The organism is Bradyrhizobium sp. cir1 (genome assembly GCF_014198245.1).
Taxonomy (GTDB): Bacteria; Pseudomonadota; Alphaproteobacteria; order Rhizobiales; family Xanthobacteraceae; genus Bradyrhizobium.
In genome coordinates, this window is sequence record NZ_JACIHE010000009.1 from 118,724 (window position 1) to 137,981 (window position 19,258).

Sequence of the window (19,258 nt, forward strand, 5' to 3'; positions counted from 1 at the left end):
CTTTTACGCAACACCGCCACTGCCGCCTGGATCGCCATGATCGCGACGGAGTTACACTGAGAGTATGACGCTCATACCCTTGATTGGTTCCCTCCCGGGAGCATGTACGCTACAGGATAGCGCGTCAGGACCGGCGCGGAAACCCCTCGCCCGCAGGCTTGGAGAGAAATAAGCATCATGAATCCCGTCAAAGAACTGGAAAAGCACGGACAAGCCGTCTGGCTGGACTTCCTCGCCCGTGGCTTCATCGCCAAGGGCGACCTGAAGCGGCTGATCGACACCGACGGCGTCAAGGGCGTCACCTCCAACCCCTCGATCTTCGAGAAGGCGATCGGCAGCTCGGACGAATATGACGCCCCGATCGGCAAGGCGCTGAAGCGCGGCGACCGGACCGTGGCCGACCTGTTCGAGGCCGTCGCGATCGAGGACATCCAGAATGCCGCCGATGTGCTGCGCCCGGTCTATGACCGCCTCAAGGGCGGCGACGGCTATGTCAGCCTGGAAGTGTCGCCCTATCTGGCGATGGACACTGCCGGCACCGTCGCCGAGGCGCGCCGGCTGTGGAAGGACGTGGGCCGCAAGAACCTGATGGTGAAGGTGCCGGCGACGCCGGAAGGCCTGCCGGCAATCGAGACGCTGATCGGCGACGGCATCAGCATCAACATCACGCTGCTGTTCTCCAAGGCGGTCTATCTCGAGGTTGCGGAGGCCTATCTGGCTGGTCTCGAAAAATACGTCGCCGGCGGCGGCGATCCGTCGCACGTGGCCAGCGTGGCGAGCTTCTTCGTCAGCCGCATCGACTCGATGGTCGACAAGCAGCTCGACGAGAAGATCGCACGCGCCAACGACCCATCCGAAAAGGAGCGGCTCGCCGCGCTGAAGGGCAAGGTCGCGATCGCCAACGCCAAGCTCGCCTACCAGGACTACAAGCGCCTGTTCTCGGGTCCCCGCTGGGAGAAGCTTGCCGCCAAGGGCGCCAAGCCCCAGCGCATGCTGTGGGCCTCGACCGGCACCAAGAACAAGGACTACAGCGACGTCCTCTATGTCGAGGAGCTGATCGGCCCCGACACCATCAACACCATGCCCCCGGCGACGCTGGATGCGTTCCGCGACCACGGCAAGCTGCGCGACAGCCTGGAAGAGAATGTCGACGACGCCCGCCGCGTGCTGGAGGAGCTGGAGCGCTCCGGCATCTCGCTCGATGCGATCACCGAGGAGCTGGTCAAGGACGGCGTCAAGCTGTTTGCGGACGCCGCCGACAAGCTCTACGGCGCGGTCGCGCACAAGCGCGCCACCGTGCTCGGGCCGGCGCTCGACCGCCAACTTCTCTCGCTCGGCGACGGGCTCGGCAAGGCTGTCGCCAAGAGCACCGAGGAATGGCGTGCCTCCGCCAAGATCCGCAGGCTCTGGCAGCGCGACAAGTCGGTCTGGACCGGCACCGACGAGGACAAATGGCTCGGCTGGCTCGACAGCGCCGCCAAGGCCGACGTTGCCGACTACGAGGACTATGCGGGCCGCGTGAAGGGCCAGAAATTCTCCGACGCCGTTGTGCTCGGCATGGGCGGATCGAGCCTCGGACCCGAGGTGCTGGCCGAGACCTTTGGCAAAAAGCCCGGCTTCCCCAAGCTGCATGTGCTGGATTCCACCGATCCCGCGCAGGTGCGGGCGATGGAGGCGAAGATCGACCTCGCGAGCACCGTGTTCATCGTCTCCAGCAAGTCCGGCGGCACCACCGAGCCGAACGCGATGAAGGACTATTTCCATGAGCGCGTCGCGCAGGCGGTCGGCCCCAAGGTGAAGACCGGCCACCGCTTCATCGCGGTGACCGATCCCGGCTCGTCGCTGGAGAAGGCGGCGAAGAAGCTGAACTATGCCCGCATCTTCCATGGCGAGCCCTCGATCGGCGGGCGCTATTCGGTGCTCTCGCCGTTCGGGCTGGTGCCGGCGGCGACCGCCGGCATCGACGTCAAGACCTTCATCAAGCACGCGCTCTCCATGGCCCGCTCCTGCGGACCGGACGTGCCGCCGTCCGAGAACCCCGGCGTGCAGCTCGGCCTTGCCATGGGATTGGCCGCGCTCGACGGCCGCGACAAGGTGACGATCCTGTCGTCAAAGAAGATCGCCGATTTCGGCGCTTGGGCCGAGCAGCTGATCGCGGAATCGACCGGCAAGGAGGGCAAGGGCCTGATTCCGATCGACGGCGAGCCGCTGGGCGATCCCTCTTCTTACGGCAACGACCGGTTCTTCATCGACATCCGCACCGAGGGCGAGGCGGACGCGCCCCATGATTCCAAGCTTGCCGCGATCGAAGCGGCCGGCCATCCCGTCGTGCGCATCGTCATGAAATCGATCGACCATCTCGGCCAGGAGTTCTTCCGCTTCGAGATGGCCACGGCCGTGGCGGGCTCGATCCTCGGCATCAACCCGTTCGACCAGCCCGACGTGGAAGCCGCCAAGATCAAGACCCGCGAGCTCACGGCGTCGTTCGAGAAGACCGGCGCGCTGCCGGACGAACAGCCCGTGGTCAGCACGGTCGAGGCCGATCTCTACACCGACGAGGCCAATGCCACGGCGCTGCGCGCCGCCGGCGCCAATGGCGATCTCACCTCCTGGCTCAAGGCGCATCTGTCGCGCTCCAGCGAGGGCGACTATGTCGCCCTGCTCGGCTACATCGCGCGCGACAAGGCCACCATCGATGCACTCCAGGCGATGCGGCTCGAGGTGCGCGAGAAGCGGCATGTCGCGACCTGTGCCGAGTTCGGCCCGCGCTTCCTGCACTCCACGGGCCAGGCCTACAAGGGCGGGCCCGACAGCGGCGTGTTCCTCCAGATCACGGCCGACGATGCCAAGGATCTGGCGGTGCCGGGCCAGAAGGCGAGCTTCGGCGTGATCAAGGCGGCGCAGGCGCGCGGCGATTTCGACGTGCTCACCGAGCGTGGGCGGCGCGCGTTGCGTGTCCACCTGAAGGGCGGGCTCAAGAAAGGTCTCGCGGCGCTCAATGCCGCGCTCAATGACGCACTGAATTAAGGGAATCTCTCACATGCAACTCGGCATGATCGGCCTCGGCCGGATGGGCGGCAACATCGTTCGCCGGCTGATGCGCCAGGGCCATTCGACCGTGGTCTACGACAAGGACGCCAAGGCCGTGGCTGGCCTTGCTGCGGACGGCGCAGTCGGCTCGGCGACGCTGGAAGAGTTCATCTCCAAACTCGAGCGGCCGCGCACGGCGTGGGTGATGCTGCCGGCCGGCCACATCACCGAGACGACGATCGACACGATCGCGGGGGTGATGCAGGAAGGCGACGTCATCATCGACGGCGGCAACACGTTCTGGCAGGACGACGTCCGCCGCGGCAAGGCGCTGAAGGCGCGCGGCATCCACTATGTCGACGTCGGCACGTCAGGCGGCGTCTGGGGCCTCGACCGCGGCTATTGCATGATGATCGGCGGCGAGAAGCAGGTGGTCGACCGGCTCGATCCAATCTTTGCTGCGCTCGCGCCCGGCGCCGGCGACATCCCGCGCACCGAAGGACGCGAGGGACGCGATCCCCGTATCGAGCAAGGCTACATCCATGCCGGCCCCGTCGGCGCCGGTCACTTCGTCAAGATGATCCACAACGGCATCGAATACGGCCTGATGCAGGCCTATGCCGAAGGTTTCGACATTCTCAAGAATGCCAATATCGAGGCCCTGCCGGCGGATCATCGCTATGATTTCGATCTCGCCGACATCGCCGAAGTGTGGCGGCGCGGCAGCGTGATTCCGTCCTGGCTGCTCGACCTCACCTCGACCGCACTCGCCGACAGCCCGCTTCTGTCGGAATATTCGGGCTTCGTTGAGGATTCCGGCGAAGGGCGCTGGACCGTGAATGCCGCGATCGACGAGGCCGTGCCGGCCGAAGTCCTGACCGCGGCGCTCTACACACGTTTCCGTTCCCGCAAGGAACACACCTTCGCCGAAAAAATTCTCTCCGCGATGCGTGCGGGTTTCGGCGGCCACAAGGAGCCGAAGCAGCCGGGCGCTTCGAAACCAAAGTAGCCAGCAACAAAGCGAAGGCCGACAATTCGTGACAAAAGACCCGCAAGCAAAACAGAAGCCGGAAAATTGCGCCTTCGTCATCTTTGGTGTCACCGGCGACCTCACCCATCGCCTGGTGATGCCGTCGCTCTACAATCTGGCGGCCGAGCATCTGTTGCCTGAGAAGTTCTGCGTCGTCGGCGTGGCCCGCAAGGGCCAGTCGGATGACGAATTGCGCAACAGCCTGCTGAAGGGCCTGCGCCAGTTCGCGACCCGTCCCGTGGACGACGACATCGCCAAGAAGCTGCTGGAATGCGTGACCTTCGTCGAGGCCGATCCGAAGGATCCGCCTTCCTTTGATCGCCTGCGCGAGCATCTGGATTCGCTGGAATGCGCGCAGGAGACCGGCGGCAACCGGCTGTTCTATCTGGCAACGCCGCCCGCCGCGTTCGCTCCGACCGCGCGCGAGCTCGGCCGCACTGGCATGATGAAGGAGAACGGCGCCTGGCGGCGTCTCGTGATCGAAAAGCCGTTCGGCACCGACCTCGCCTCGGCGCGTGCGCTGAACGGCGAGCTGCTGAAGATCATGGACGAGCACCAGATCTACCGGATCGATCATTATCTCGGCAAGGAGACGGTGCAGAACATCCTGGTGCTGCGCTTTGCCAACGGCATGTTCGAACCGATCTGGAATCGCAACCACATCGACCACATCCAGATCACGGTGGAAGAGAGGCTCGGTGTCGGCCATCGCGGCGGTTTCTACGATGCAACCGGCGCGCTGCGCGACATGGTGCCGAACCATCTGTTCCAGCTGATGTCGCTGGTCGCGATGGAGCCGCCCGCGCGTTTCGACGCACATTCCGTGCGCTCCGAGAAGGCCGACGTGCTTACATCGATCCAGCAGCCCAGCCGGGAAGAGGCGCTGAAGAATTCGGTGCGCGCGCAATATCTCGCTGGCCGCAGCGGCGACGACGAGATCACGGACTATCGCAAGACCGAGGACGTCAAGCCCGACAGCACCACCGAGACCTTTGTCGCGCTCAAGCTGATGATCGACAATTGGCGCTGGGCCGGCGTGCCCTTCTATTTGCGCACCGGCAAGGCGCTTGGTCACAAGCGCACCGAAGTCGCGATCAAGTTCAAGCAAGCGCCGCTGTCGATGTTTTCGGGCACGGACGTTGACCGCCTGTCGCAGAACTTCCTCACCATCGGCATCGCACCGACCGAGACCATCGAGCTGCAGTTCAACGCCAAGATCCCGGGGCCGAGCATCACCATCGACGGCGTCGAGATGAAGTTCCGCTACGGCGACTATTTCCGCGCCGATCCCTCGACCGGCTACGAGACGCTGATCTACGACTGCATGATCGGCGACAACATCCTGTTCCAGCGCGCCGACGGCATCGAGGCCGGCTGGCAGGCGGTGCAGCCGTTCCTGGACGCCTGGAAGCAGGCCGGCACCAACGGCATCGAGACCTATGAAGCCGGCAGCGACGGCCCCGCTTGCGCCGACGAGTTGCTCCGGCGCGACGGGCGAAGCTGGCGGAAATTTTCGTGATGGCGGCCGGACAACCGAAGCTGATCGTCGCGGCCGATGCCGAGGCGCTGGCGCAGGCCGCGGCCGAACGAGTGATGGCGCGGATCGGCGCCAATCCCGGGCGTATCGCGATCTGCCTCACCGGCGGGTCGGGCCCGAAGAAGCTCTATCAATTGCTTGGCAGCGACGCCTGGCGCGGCAGGATCCCATGGGAGCGCGTGCACTGGTTCATCGGCGACGAGCGGTTCGTGCCCGAAAGCGATCCTCTCAACAACATGGCGGTCGCGCGGGCGACATTTCTCGATCGCAATGCGCTCCCCGGCCATATCCACCCGATGCCGACCACGGCCGAAAATCCCGATGCCGGTGCGGGAGCCTATGCGCACGAGCTGCAGGCCTTCTACGGCGCAGACCGGCTCGATCCGGCGCGGCCGCTGTTCGACGTGGTACTGATGGGCGCTGGCCCGGACGGCCACACCGCATCGCTGTTTCCCGGCTATCCCGAGATCGAGGAGACCCGGCGCTGGGTCATTGGCGTCCCCAAGGCCAATGTCGCGCCGTTCGTGCCGCGGGTCTCGCTCACGCTGCCTGCGCTGGCCTCCTGCCGCGAAATGCTGTTCGAGATTGCCGGGCACGACAAGCAGCCGATCTTGACGCGCCTGCTCAATGGCGAGAATCTGCCGGCCTTACGCGCGCGCTCGAATGGTGAGACCGTCTGGCTGGTCGATAGGGCCGCGCTTCCGGAGGAAATTCGTGGGCCGCGTTGAAGCACCTTGTGCGTTGATCGTGATGGGCGTGTCGGGTTCGGGCAAGAGCACGGTTGCAGGCGCACTCGGCGAGCGGCTCGGCTGGCGCTTCGAGGACGGCGACAGCTTCCATCCCGCCAGCAATGTCGAGAAGATGCGGGCCGGCCATCCGCTCACCGACGAGGACCGCTGGCCCTGGCTCAACGCCATCGCCGACGAGATCGAGCGGGTGTGCGGACGCGGCGAGCATATCATCATCGCCTGCTCGGCGCTGAAGCACACTTATCGTGACGTGCTGCTGCGCGGACGCAGTGACGTCCGCTTCGTGTTCCTGAAGGGTACGAAAGAGCTGATCGCCGAGCGGCTGGCGCAACGCAAGGGCCATTTCATGCCGCCCGGGCTGCTGACGAGCCAATTCGACACGCTGGAGCCGCCCGAGGCGGGCGAGCATGTTATCACCGTCTCGATCGACGAGACCGTCGAGGCGATCGTGGACGGCATCGTACGACAATTGAAACTGGGCGGCGCAATACCCAAGGTTCTGCCATGATCCCCATCTCACTCGTGGTCTCCGACGTCGACGGCACGCTGCTGACCAAGGACAAGACGCTGACCGACGGGGCACGGAACGCAGTACAGCGGCTGCACAAGGCCGGCATCGGCTTCACCATCACCTCCAGCCGCCCTGCGATCGGCATGCGTTTCCTGATCGAGCCGCTGGCGCTGTGGCTGCCGGTGGGCCCGTTCAACGGTTCCTCGATCGTCGATCCCGAGATGCGGCCGGTCGAGCAGCATCTGATTCCGCCGGGCGCCGCCGAGCGGTCCCTGCAGATCCTCCGCGACTACGGCGCCGACATCTGGCTGTTCACCACCGACCAATGGTTGATCGACAATCCCAGCGGTAAATACGTCGCGCACGAGCGGCACACGATCCGCTCCGACCCCGCCATCGTGACGGACTTTTCGCCCTACCTCGCAAGCGCCTGCAAGATCGTCGGCGCCAGCGCCGATGCGGCCGGGCTCGCAGCTTGCGAGAAGGCGATGCAGGAGGCGCTCGGCAGCGAGGCCACCGCGGTGCGCTCGCAGACCTACTATCTCGACATCACGCCGCCTGGCTTCAACAAGGGCACGTTCGTCGAGGCCATGGCCAGGCGCCTCGACATCTCGACCGACGCCGTCGCCACCATCGGCGACATGCAGAACGACCTCGCAATGTTCCGCGTCAGCGGCACCTCGATCGCCATGGGCAACGCCGCCGACAACGTCAAGGACGAGGCGACCCACGTCACCGCGAGCAATGAGCAGGACGGTTTTGCCGAGGCGATGGAGATGATTTTGACGCGGAATGGGGTTGGCTGAGGTTTGATAGCCTAAGCACTGGAAGAGCGAGCCTGCGGCCATCCTTCGAGACGCCCGCCTGCGGCGGGCCCTCAGGATGAGGTCTCGTTTCGCGGCGAAATATCAGACCCTCATGGTGAGGAGCCCGCCAAAGCGGGCGTCTCGAACCATGCAGGCCGTGTCCGTCCGGCAGCCGCTCTAAAGTACCCGCAGGGCTGGCCCATCACTACTGCGACCGCTGCATCGCCGGCTTCTCGCTGCGCTGCCTTGCCGCCGACAAATTATGTGCGGTGTTGATCAGCGCGATGTGGGTCAGCGCCTGTGGGAAATTGCCGGTCTGGCGGCGGGCCACGGAGTCGTATTCTTCGGCGAGTAGCCCGACGTCGTTCGCAACGCCGATCACGCGGTCGAACAATTCCTGCGCCTTGTCGAGATTGCCCGACAGCACATAGGCATCGGCCAGCCACAGGCTGCAGGCGAGGAACGCGCCTTCGAGCAGCGGCTGTCCCGCAGGCAGCTCGCGCGGATCGTGCCGCAGCACGAAACCGTCGCGCATCAGGCATCTCTCGACGGCGGCGATGGTGCCGCAGATGCGCGGGTCCGACGCCGGCAGGAAGCCGACCCCCGGCAGCAGCAGCACGCTGGCATCGAGCAGCTTCGTGCCGTAGGACTCGACGAAGGCGTTCTCCTCCGCGTCAAAACCGTTGTTGCAGACGTCGCGATGAATGGCTTCGCGCAGGGTGCGCCAGTGCAAGAGCGGCGCCTTGAAGCCGAAGGTCTCGGCGCTCTTGATGCCGCGGTCGAAAGCGACCCAGCTCATCACTTTCGAGAAAACGTAATGCTTGGCCTGCCCGCGGCGCTCCCAGATGCCGTGGTCGGGCCGGTCCCAGACCTCGGCGAGATGGTTGAGCACGTTGCATTCCAGCGCCCAGCTCTCCTCGTCGAGCTGCAGCTTGGCCATGCGCGACTGGTGGAAGGCGTCGATCAGTTCGCCGTAGACGTCGAGCTGGAGCTGCGCATGCGCGGCATTGCCGACGCGCACCGGCTGCGCGCCCTCGTAACCGGCGAGCCAGGCCGCCTCCCATTCCAAGAGCCGCCGCTGACCCCAGATGCCGTACATGATCTGCATGTTCGACGGCGAGCCGGCGGCGGCGCGCAGCAACCAATTATGCCAGGCCGAAGCTTCCTCGGTGTAGCCCGAGTTCATCAGCGCCAGCAGCGTGAAAGTGGCATCGCGCAGCCAGCAGAAGCGGTAATCCCAGTTCCTGCTGCCGCCGAGCTTTTCCGGCAAGGACGTGGTGGGCGCCGCGACGATGCCGCCGGTGGGGCCGAAGGTCAGCGCCTTCAGTGTGATCAGCGAGCGCATGATCAGATCGTGATAATCGCCGTCGCGGGTGCAAGGGCGGCACCAATCCTGCCAGAAATTCTCGGTCTCCCTAAGCGCGAGCTCAGTATCTATCGGTCCGGGAGGATCGAGATGCGAGGGACCGTAGGTCAGCACGAAGGGCATGGTCTCGCCTGCCCTCACCTCGAAGTCCGACACCGTGGTCAGATCCTCGCCGCGGGTCTTCGCCGGCGTGCGGAGCACCGTCATGTCCGGGCCGCAAATCGCGAGCAGGGAATGATCGATCCGTCGCACCCAGGGAATATCCACGCCGAAGCCGAAGCGGATGATGAGCTCCATCCGCATCTCGACCTTCCCGCTGACGCCGCGAACCAGACGCACGATGTCGGACGCCTTGCCGCGCGGCGGCATGAAGTCGATCAGCGCCACGGTGCCGCTTTTGGTCTCAAACCGCGTTTCGAGGATGAGGGTATTGCCGAGATAGCGGCGCGACGTCGCGGTGACGTCCTCGCTTGGCGCGACCAGCCAGCGGCCGTTCCGGCGCGTGCCGAGGATCGCGGCAAAGCAGGCGTCAGAGTCGAAGGCCGGCCAGCACAGCCAGTCGATCGAGCCGTTGCGCCCGACCAGCGCCGCGGTCTCGCAGTCGCCGATCAGCGCATAGTCCTCGATCCTTTGCATCAATGTCGTACGAGCCTGGGAAGCCCCGGCGTTTCAACTCCCGCCGGTCAGCGAACGTTCCCGCGTCGCAGCCTTCAAAGCCGCGAGATCGACCTTGGAGGCGATCTTGTCGAGCGTAACAGGAAGGCGCTGGCGCCAGTTCGGATGCTCGTCGATCGTGCCGGGAATGTTGGGCTGGTCGATCACGCCGAGCAGGTCCTCCATGGACACCGCGAGCAGCCGCGAGGGCGTGCGCGACAAGAAGGCGAGCACCGAATAGAGGTCGTTGGCGACGATGCCGTTCTGGCGCAGGATCTGGTCGAGCATGCCGAGCGCATCCCAGCGCGCCTGGTCATCCTCGCCGGGGTCTAGCCCGAGCGAGCGCTTCATCTTGAGATCGCTGAAGGAGCGCCAGCCCGCATAGGTGCACAAATCATGCGTGTTCAGCGTCACCAGAGCGTTGGGCCGGTAATGGTCGACATTGCGGAAATGGCCGGCGTCGTCGCGCTCGAACATCATGACGAGGTAGGACCAGATGCCGAAATCCTGCATGGTCTCGCGAAAGCCTTCCGGCACGGTGCCGAGGTCCTCGCCGATCACGATGCATTTGTGGGACGCGCTCTCGCGCACCACCGCGGCGAGCAGCGCCTCGAACGGCATCTGCACATAGGCGCCGTTGTCGGGCTTGAAGCCGCGCGGCACGAGGTAAAGCCGCTTCAACCCGAGCACGTGGTCGAGCCTGATGGCGCCGGCGTGGCGCATCGACGCCGCCAGCATGTCGGCGAACGGCACGAAGGACTGCGCCTCGAGGCCGCCGGCATTGAAGCCGGCGAGGCCCCAGTCCTGGCCGACGGTGTTGAGCACGTCGGGCGGCGCGCCGACGGCGAGGTGGCGGGAAATCGCGGTCTGCTCGTTCCAGGCATCGAAGCCGTTCGACTGCACGCCGACGGCGACGTCGAGATAGAGCCCGACGCGCATGCCGAGCTGGCCGGCCAGCTCCTTGGCGGCATGCAATTGGCTGTCGGCCGTCCACTGCACGAATTCGACGAACTCGACCTCGCGCCGGTCAGGCCCGTTGCGCAGCTCGGCGCATTTGGCTGCGTCCGGCTGTTGCCATTCGGACGGCCATTCCCACCACGGCCGGTTGAAGCGATGCCGCAGCACCTCGAAACAGGCAAAGCGGGACAACAGCGGCGCGCGGGCGGCGCGGAAGGCGTCAAACTCCTTGCGGCGCGCCGCGCTCGCGCTCCTCACGAAGCTGTTGAAGGCAGCGCGCAAGGCCAGCCATTTCAGCGCCGCCATGTCGGCATAGGGCACGCGGTCGCCTTCGCGCAGCCGCGCGGCGGTTGCGGCCGCATCGGGGACGAGATCGGCGGAATATTCCGGGATCGCCTCAACGTCGATATAGAGCGGATTGAGAAACAGCCGGCTGTTCGGCGAATAGGGGCTGCAATCGGCCGGCTGGTCGTCGAACAAGACGTGCAGCGGATTGAGGCCGACTCCGTCGGCGCCGAGTTGCTTAGCGAGCCGGACGAGACCGGCGAGGTCGGTGAAATCGCCGATGCCCCAATTGCGGTTCGAGCGGACGCTGTAGAGCTGCACGGCGAGCAGCCAGCCGCGGTCGAAATCACCGCCGAAGGCGCGCTCGGGCGCCACGATCATCGGCACCTCTTCGCTCACGCCCCCGGCATCCGTCAGCGTCAGGCGGTGATAGCCGAGCGGCAGGCCGTCGGGCCAGGCAATGACCGGCTCGCTCGTCTCGCCTTGCGCGATCACATTGCCGTTGCCGGAGATTTTCCATTGCAGCGGCGGCGTCCCGGTTGCCGCCAGTTCGGTGCGCGGATGCCCCAGGGCGCGGACCACGACCGGCCCGCCGACGAAGCGGTAGACCCGCTTCTCCGGCAGGGCATCGAGGATGGATTTGAGCGCCTCCGGCGCGGTGACCCGCAGCTTGCCGAGGGCGTCGATGAATTCGGATTGAACGCCCTTGATCCGGGCTTGAGCTAAAAGATCCATTCGGCACGCAGCTTGCAGGCCATGGTTTGGCCGGGGGCATCGATTTTAACGAGGTCGCGGAAGAGGTTAGTCAGGGGTAACTCGCAAACTGCGCTTGCCGTTCCCCAGGGAACCAATGACACACAAGCGGCTTTCTATAATGGTACCAAGCGTAGGTTCCCGACAAGGGAAACGGGCTCCTGCTTTCTTGTCAATGGCATCACCGTGAACAAGACAATTCAAACTGTCGAAAGTGCCGCAGCCGGCAGCGCTTTCCTCATCGAAGACGTCTATCCCCTGATCGACGGCGGCCGCTTCGCCGTGAAGCGGATCGCGGGTGAACCTATCGAGGTCTGGGCCGACATCTATCGCGACGGCGACGCCGTGATCGCCGCCGCGCTGATCTGGCGCCGCGAACAGGACCGCGAATGGCGGAGCGAGCCGATGACCCCTCACGGCAATGACCGCTGGTGCGGCGCGTTCACACCCATTGAGCCCGGCCAATATGTCTACGCGATCGAAGCCTGGACCGACGAGTTCGCCACCTGGTCGCACGCCGTCGCGCGCAAGCAGCGGAGCGGGGCCGATGTCAGCCTCGATGCGATCGAGGGCGCCGGGCTCCTGACCAAGGCGCATGGCGCGCGGCAGGACGCCGCAGCGGTCATCATCAAGCGATGCGAGGATTACCTCGAGACCGGCGACGTTACGCCGCTGCTGGCAACCGAGCTCGGCAAAGCCATGGCCGAGAGCCAGTCGCGGCCCGACCTGACGCGCTCGCCGCTCTTCCCGCTGATCGTCGACCGCAACAAGGCGCGCTTCGGCGCCTGGTACCAGATGATGCCGCGCAGCCAGAGCGAGGTCCCCGGCCAGCACGGCACGCTCCGCGACTGCATTGCACGCGTGCCCGACATCGCCGCGATGGGCTTTGACGTGCTCTACTTCACGCCGATCCACCCGATTGGCCACACAAGCCGCAAGGGCCGCAACGACGCGCCGGTGGCGAGCGAGGGCGATCCCGGCTCGCCCTATGCGATCGGCGCCGCCGAGGGCGGGCACGATGCGCTGCATCCCGAGCTTGGCACGATCGAGGACTTTCGCGCGCTGGTCGCCACATGTCTCGAGTACGGGCTCGAGCTTGCGCTGGACTTCGCCGTGCAGTGCTCGCCGGACCATCCCTGGCTGACGCAGCATCCGGAATGGTTCAAGTGGCGGCCGGACCGCTCAGTGCGGACGGCGGATGGGCCCTATTCGGACATCGTCATCCCCGATTTCGGCTGCGTCGATCGCGCCGGGTTGTGGAATGCGTTTCGCGACGCCCTGCTGTTCTGGATCGACCATGGCGTCACCATCTTCGCCATCGACAATCATGACACCGCGCCGCTTCCGTTCTGGGAGTGGCTGATCGGCGACATCCGCCGCCGGCATCCCGAGGTGATCCTGTTCTCCAAGACGTTTGCACGGCCGAAGCCGATGAAGGGCCTCGCCAAGCTCGGCTTCGCGCAGTCCTTCAGCTATTTCCCCTGGCGCACTTTGAGGTGGGAGCTGGAACAGTATCTCGGCGAGCTGACCCGTTATCCCGAGCGGGACTTCTACCGGGCGAACCTGTTCGTCAACACCGCCGACCTCTTGCCCTATCATCTCCAGAGCGGCGAGCCCTGGATGTTCAAATCGCGGCTCGCGCTGGCCGCGACGCTGTCGGGCAATTACGGGATCTTTGGCGGGTTCGAGCTGCTGGAGCACGAGGCGGTTCCCGGCCGCGAGGAATATCTCGATTCCGAGAAGTACCAGGTCAAGACGCGCGACTGGAACAGGCCCGGCAACATCAAGCCCTGGATTGCCGCGCTCAACCGCATTCGCAACGACAACGCGGCGCTGCAGCAGACCGCGGCCTTGCGCTTCCTCGGCATCGAGGATGGCGAGACGATCGCCTTTGCCAAGGAGGCGGATGATCCCGCAAACACCGTCGTCGTCGTGATTGCGCTCTCGCGCCATGCGCGCGAATTCTGGCTGCCGCTCGGCGACCTCACCGTTGACGCCGATGGACAGCGACACCATGTGACGGCACTCGAAAACCTTCTCACCGGCGAGCAGTCCCGCATCGAATGGGGCGGGATCAGGTTGCGTATCGATCCCGACCGCGATCCGGCGCTCTTGTTCCGCTGCCTGGCGTAAGGGGGCACGCCATGAATGTTCTGTCTTCCGTCGACACCAAGAAGGCCGAGGCTGCCGAGGTCGTGGATGAGCTCTGGTACAAGGACGCGATCATCTACCAGCTCCACGTTAAGGCCTTTGCCGACAGCAACAATGACGGCATCGGCGACTTCGCCGGGCTGACCGAGAAGCTGCCCTATCTCCAGGAGCTCGGTGTCACCGCGCTGTGGCTGCTGCCGTTCTATCCCTCGCCCGGTCGCGACGACGGCTACGACATCGGCGACTACGGCGCGGTCAATCCCGATTTCGGGACGATGAAGGACTTCAAGCGCTTCATCCAGGAGGCGCAGAAGCGTGGCCTGCGCGTCATCACCGAGCTGGTCGTCAACCACACCTCGGACCAGCACAAATGGTTCAAGCGCGCACGCCGCAGCCATCCGGGCTCGAGCGCGCGCAACTGGTATGTCTGGAGCGATACCGACCAGAAATACCAGGGCACCCGCATCATCTTCACCGACACCGAGAAGTCGAACTGGACCTGGGATCCGGAGGCCGGCGCCTTCTACTGGCACCGTTTCTTCTCGCACCAGCCCGACCTCAATTTCGACAATCCGCGCGTGGTCAGCGCCATCATCCAGGTGATGAAACGCTGGCTGGATGCCGGAGTCGACGGTTTCCGGCTGGACGCCATTCCCTATCTCTGCGAGCGCGAGGGCACCTCGAACGAGAACCTGCCGGAGACGCATGCGATCATCAAGCGCCTGCGCCAGGAGCTGGATTCCTATTCGAAGGGCAAGCTGCTGCTCGCCGAAGCCAATCAATGGCCGGAGGACGTGCAGGAATATTTCGGCCGCGGCGACGAATGCCACATGGCCTACCACTTCCCGCTGATGCCGCGCATCTACATGGCGATCGCGCAGGAGGACCGCTTCCCGATCACCGACATTTTGCGCCAGACGCCGGACATCCCGGCGAGCTGCCAATGGGCGCTGTTCCTGCGCAACCATGACGAGCTCACTCTGGAGATGGTCACCGACGTCGAGCGCGACTATCTCTGGACCACCTACGCCAACGATCCGCGCGCCCGCATCAATGTCGGCATTAGGCGGCGCCTCGCGCCGCTGATGGACAACGACCGCCGCAAGATCGAGCTGATGAACTCGCTGCTGCTGTCCTTCCCGGGAACGCCGATCATCTATTACGGCGACGAGATCGGGATGGGCGACAACATCTATCTCGGCGACCGCAACGGCGTGCGCACGCCGATGCAATGGAGCCCGGACCGCAATGGCGGCTTCTCGCGCTGCGATCCGGCCCGGCTCTACGCGCCGCTGATCATGGACCCGGTCTACGGCTATGAATCGGTGAACGTGGAGGCGCAGTCGCGCAGCCTGTCGTCGCTGCTCAGCGCCACCAAGCGGCTGATCTCGGTGCGCAAGTCGACGCTCGCCTTCGGTCGCGGCTCCATGACCTTCATCCGCCCGGCCAATCGCGCCGTGCTGGCCTATGTCCGGCAGTATCGCGACGAGGTGATCCTCTGCGTCGCCAACCTCTCGCGCGCGGCGCAGGCGACCGAGCTCGATCTGTCGCCGTGGAAGGACCGCATTCCGCAGGAGATGCTTGGACGGACGCGCTTCCCGGCGATCGGCGAATTGCCCTACATGATCACGCTCGGGCCTTACGGCTTCTACTGGTTCCAGCTCACCGAGCGCGACAAGTCCGAGCCGGTGACGCCGCGCGCGGTGCCCGAGTTCGAGACGCTGGTCGTGCCGGTCAATTCGAACTGGGTGTCGCTGGCACGCGAGCGCGGCGTGTTCGAGCGCGACGTGCTGCCGGGATTTTTGGCAAGGACACGCTGGTATCCGGAGCACAATCCCAAGCACATCAAGGCCTCGCTGACCTCGGCGGTGCCTTTCAGCGATATCGGCGACAACAGGCCCTGGATCGCATTCTTCGAGACCACGCGGGACGACGTCACGACGCGCTACGTGCTGCCGATGCAGATCGAATGGGTACGCTTCGACCGCGAACGCTTCAACCCGAAGGCGCTCGCCGCTGTCCGCCAGGGTGCGCGCGAGGGCACGCTGCTGGACGTCGCGACCGAGCAGATCTTCATCGGCCTGTTCCTGCGGGGTCTGTCGCAAAACCTGGTGGTGGACGAGAACGATCTGCGGCTCGAGTTCAAGGCGACCAGCCGGTTCGCCGACTACACCATCAAGGAGCCCGAACGCATCCGCGCGATCGAGCAGTCCAACAGCACCGCGCTCGTGGACAACCAATATGTCGTCAAGATCTATCGGCAGCTCGAAAGCGGCACCAGTCCCGAGATCGAGATCGGCCATTATCTCACCGAGGTGGCTCACTTCGCCAACACGCCGGCCCTGCTCGGCAGTGTCGAGCTGGTCGAGGACGATCGGCACAGCGCGCTCGGCGTGCTGCATGCCTTTGTCGAGAACCAGGGCGACGGCTGGACCGTCACCACCGGTTATCTCGATCGCTATATCGACGAGCAGCGGGTCTCGCCCGCGGGCGAGGCGCCGCGCGAGACCCAGGAGCAGGCGCCCTATCTGCACTTCATCGCGCAGATCGGCCGGCGGCTTGCCGAGTTGCATGTCGCCCTGGCCGCGGCAAAGCCGGACAATCTCGCTCCGGAGCCGCTCGGCTCCGAACATGCCGGGCGCTGGGTCTCCGACCTCAAGGCGCGGGCCGAGCGCGTTTTCGACCACCTGGCCAACAGCCGCGACGGCCTGCGGGAGGCGGACCGGCCGCTGATCGACCAACTCGGCGCAGCGCGCGCGGCCCTGCCCGACCACCTCAATGCACTATTGCCTTCCGGGATCGGCGGGTTGAACATCCGTCATCATGGCGACTTCCGCCTCGGGCAGACTCTGATCGTGAAGGACGACATCTTCATCATCGACTTCGACGGCAATCCGCGCCGGCCGCTGGCCGACAAGCGGCGCAAGCTGCCTGCCGCGCGCGACGTCGCCGGCATGATCCGCTCGATTGATCTTTCGGTTAACGTGGCCATCAATCGCGCCCTCACCGGCGCCTCCGACGAACAGGACCGGCTTGCGGCCGCGCTCGGCGAATGGCGCGAACGCGCCACCACGACGTTCCTGCACGCCTATCGCGAGGCCATGACCGACCGGCGGCTATGGCCGGAAGATCCGCAAGGTGCGCAAGGCCTGTTAAGGTTTTTCCTGCTTGATCAAGCGTTCGACGACGTAGAGTACGAACTGTCCCACCGGCCCGAGGGGCTCCATGCGCCGCTGGCCGGACTGCTTCGCATTCTGTCCAGTGCCGAGAGCGAAGCCCATGCCTAAACTGCCAGCCGAAGCCTACGCGATCATCGAGGGCCGCCACTCCGACCCCTTCCACTATCTCGGGCTGCATCCCGAGGGCGGCAAGAGCGTGGTGCGCGCCTTCCTGCCCGAGGCCACCAATGTCGAGGCGGTCGGCGAGCACGGCGAGGTCGCGCCGCTCGACCGCGTTCATGACTCCGGCCTGTTCATCGGAGCCCTGCCCAACGGCTCGAAGCACTACCAGCTGCGCGCGAAATTCGGCAACAACATCGTCGAGTTCGAGGATGCCTACCGCTTTCCGCCGATCCTGACCGATTTCGACCTCTATCTGCTCGGCGAAGGCACCCACCAGCGCCTCTACGACAAGCTCGGCGCGCATCCGATGCGGCTCGACGGCGTCGACGGCATCGGCTTCGTGGTGCTGGCGCCGAATGCGCAGCGCGTATCCGTGGTCGGCGATTTCAACTTCTGGGACGGGCGGCGTCATCCGATGCGGGTGCGCGGCAGCGGGTACTGGGAACTGTTCATCCCGCATGCGAAGATCGGCGATCACTACAAGTTCGAGATGATCGGCCCGCATGGCCATCTGCTGCCGCTGAAATCCGATCCGCTGGCGTTTGCGAGCGAGGTGCGGCCGAAGACCGCCTCGATCGTGCTCGACGAGGCGCATCTGCCGCGGCCGCGCCCGGCGCCCGACGGCATCAACGCGCTGTCGGCGCCGATGTCGATCTACGAGGTCCATCTCGGCTCGTGGCGGCGCAAGGGCAACAATGAATGGCTGACCTATCGCGAGCTTGCCGAGCAACTGCCGGCCTATGCCCGCGACATGGGGTTTACGCATCTCGAATTCCTGCCCGTGAGCGAGCATCCGTTCGACGGTTCATGGGGCTATCAGCCCACCGGCCTCTATGCCCCGACCAGCCGGTTCGGCAGCCCTGAGGATTTCGCCGCGCTGGTCGATGCCTGCCACCGCGAAGGCATCGGCGTGCTGCTCGACTGGGTGCCCGGCCATTTCCCCGACGATCCGCACGGGCTCGGCAGTTTTGACGGCACTGCGCTCTATGAGCACGCCAACCCGCTCCAGGGCCGCCATCTCGACTGGGGCACCCTGATCTACAATTACGGCCGCACCGAAGTGACGAACTTCCTGGTGTCGAACGCGCTGTTCTGGATGGAGCGCTACGGCATCGACGGCTTACGCGTCGATGCGGTGGCGTCGATGCTCTATCTCGACTACAGCCGCCCGCCCGACGCGTGGATTCCGAACCAGTATGGCGGCCGCGAGAACATCGAAGCAATCAACTTCCTGCGCCGCTTCAACACGGAGGTCTTTGCCCGCTTCCCGCAGGCGACCACGGCCGCCGAAGAATCCACCGCATGGCCGCAAGTCTCGCGCCCGGTCGAATTCGGCGGACTCGGCTTCGGCTACAAGTGGAACATGGGCTGGATGCACGACACGCTGAACTACATCAGCAAGGATCCGATCCACCGCAAATATCATCATGGCGAGATCCTGTTCGGCCTGCACTACGCGTTCTCGGAAAACTTCATCCTGCCGCTGTCGCATGACGAGGTCGTGCACGGCAAACGTTCGATCCTGGGACGCATGCCCGGCGACGAATGGCAGCGCTTTGCGAATTTGCGGGCCTATTACAGCTTCATGTTCGGCCACCCCGGCAAGAAGCTGCTGTTCATGGGCGCCGAGATCGCGCAGAGCCGTGAATGGAATCACGACCAGTCGCTCGACTGGCACCTGCTCGAATACAAGGTCCATTCCGGCATCCAGTCGCTGATCCGCGACCTCAACCGGCTCTACCGCGCGGTACCGGCGCTGCATCAGATGGACTGCGACCAGGCCGGCTTCGAATGGCTGATCACTGACGATGCCAACCGCAACGTGTTCGCCTGGTTGCGCAAGGGCTTTGACGAGCACGCGCGGTGCCTCGTGATCGTCAATTTTTCCCCCAATGTCTATCGCAACTATCGCGTTCGCGTGCCCCTGGCCGGCAAGTGGAAAGAGGTGTTCAATTCCGACTCCGCCCATTACGGCGGTAGCAATGTCGGGAACATCGGCGAGGTTCAGACCGTTGACGGCAAGACGCCCGAGCTCCGCCTCACCATTCCGCCGCTCGCCGCGATCTTCCTCGTTCCGGAAAGCTGAGA

General features: G+C 65.0%; 11 protein-coding genes. 9 read left to right on the plus strand and 2 right to left on the minus strand.

Annotated elements, in window-relative coordinates; translation table 11 throughout:
• Window positions 1-177: 177 nt before the first annotated feature.
• Genes GGD63_RS19870 through GGD63_RS19895 form a run of 6 tightly spaced genes read left to right on the plus strand, consistent with a single transcriptional unit; the run spans window position 178 to window position 7,663 of the window.
• Window positions 178-3,027 (plus strand): bifunctional transaldolase/phosoglucose isomerase, encoded by a 2,850-nt coding sequence (locus GGD63_RS19870; protein ID WP_183244877.1) that lies wholly within the window; start codon window positions 178-180, stop codon window positions 3,025-3,027.
• 13 nt (window positions 3,028-3,040) lie between these two features.
• Window positions 3,041-4,039, plus strand: coding sequence for a phosphogluconate dehydrogenase (NAD(+)-dependent, decarboxylating) (gene gnd, locus GGD63_RS19875; RefSeq protein ID WP_183244878.1), 999 nt, complete (start codon window positions 3,041-3,043; stop codon window positions 4,037-4,039).
• A gap of 28 nt (window positions 4,040-4,067) precedes the next feature.
• Window positions 4,068-5,579: a glucose-6-phosphate dehydrogenase gene (gene zwf, locus GGD63_RS19880; RefSeq protein WP_183244879.1), complete on the plus strand. Its 1,512-nt coding sequence runs from the start codon at window positions 4,068-4,070 to the stop codon at window positions 5,577-5,579.
• Window positions 5,576-6,325, plus strand: a complete 750-nt coding sequence (gene pgl, locus GGD63_RS19885; RefSeq protein WP_183244880.1) for a 6-phosphogluconolactonase — start codon at window positions 5,576-5,578, stop codon at window positions 6,323-6,325. Before zwf ends, pgl begins: the two co-directional genes overlap by 4 nt.
• Entirely contained in the window at window positions 6,312-6,854 is a 543-nt protein-coding gene (locus GGD63_RS19890; protein WP_183244881.1) for a gluconokinase, read from the plus strand. The genes pgl and GGD63_RS19890 overlap by 14 nt, the downstream gene beginning before the upstream one ends.
• Window positions 6,851-7,663: an HAD family hydrolase gene (locus GGD63_RS19895; RefSeq protein ID WP_183244882.1), complete on the plus strand. Its 813-nt coding sequence runs from the start codon at window positions 6,851-6,853 to the stop codon at window positions 7,661-7,663. Before GGD63_RS19890 ends, GGD63_RS19895 begins: the two co-directional genes overlap by 4 nt.
• Window positions 7,664-7,868: 205 nt before the next feature.
• On the opposite strand, the gene GGD63_RS19900 is transcribed toward GGD63_RS19895, so the two are convergent.
• Together GGD63_RS19900 and malQ are read right to left on the minus strand one after the other, a co-directional pair.
• Entirely contained in the window at window positions 7,869-9,668 is a 1,800-nt protein-coding gene (locus tag GGD63_RS19900) for a glycoside hydrolase family 15 protein (RefSeq protein WP_183244883.1), read from the minus strand.
• 30 nt (window positions 9,669-9,698) lie between these two features.
• Entirely contained in the window at window positions 9,699-11,660 is a 1,962-nt protein-coding gene (gene malQ, locus GGD63_RS19905) for a 4-alpha-glucanotransferase (RefSeq protein ID WP_183244884.1), read from the minus strand.
• 204 nt (window positions 11,661-11,864) lie between these two features.
• Between malQ and GGD63_RS19910 the strand changes: the two genes are divergently transcribed.
• From GGD63_RS19910 to glgB, 3 genes are read left to right on the plus strand one after another with little or no spacing between them, the layout of a single operon-like run.
• Window positions 11,865-13,811, plus strand: coding sequence for a maltotransferase domain-containing protein (locus tag GGD63_RS19910; protein ID WP_183244885.1), 1,947 nt, complete (start codon window positions 11,865-11,867; stop codon window positions 13,809-13,811).
• An 11-nt stretch (window positions 13,812-13,822) separates the two neighbouring features.
• Complete coding sequence (gene treS, locus GGD63_RS19915; protein ID WP_183244886.1) at window positions 13,823-17,116, plus strand: maltose alpha-D-glucosyltransferase; 3,294 nt, start codon at window positions 13,823-13,825, stop codon at window positions 17,114-17,116.
• Window positions 17,109-19,256, plus strand: a complete 2,148-nt coding sequence (glgB, locus tag GGD63_RS19920; RefSeq protein WP_183244887.1) for a 1,4-alpha-glucan branching protein GlgB — start codon at window positions 17,109-17,111, stop codon at window positions 19,254-19,256. The genes treS and glgB overlap by 8 nt, the downstream gene beginning before the upstream one ends.
• Window positions 19,257-19,258: the final 2 nt, after the last annotated feature.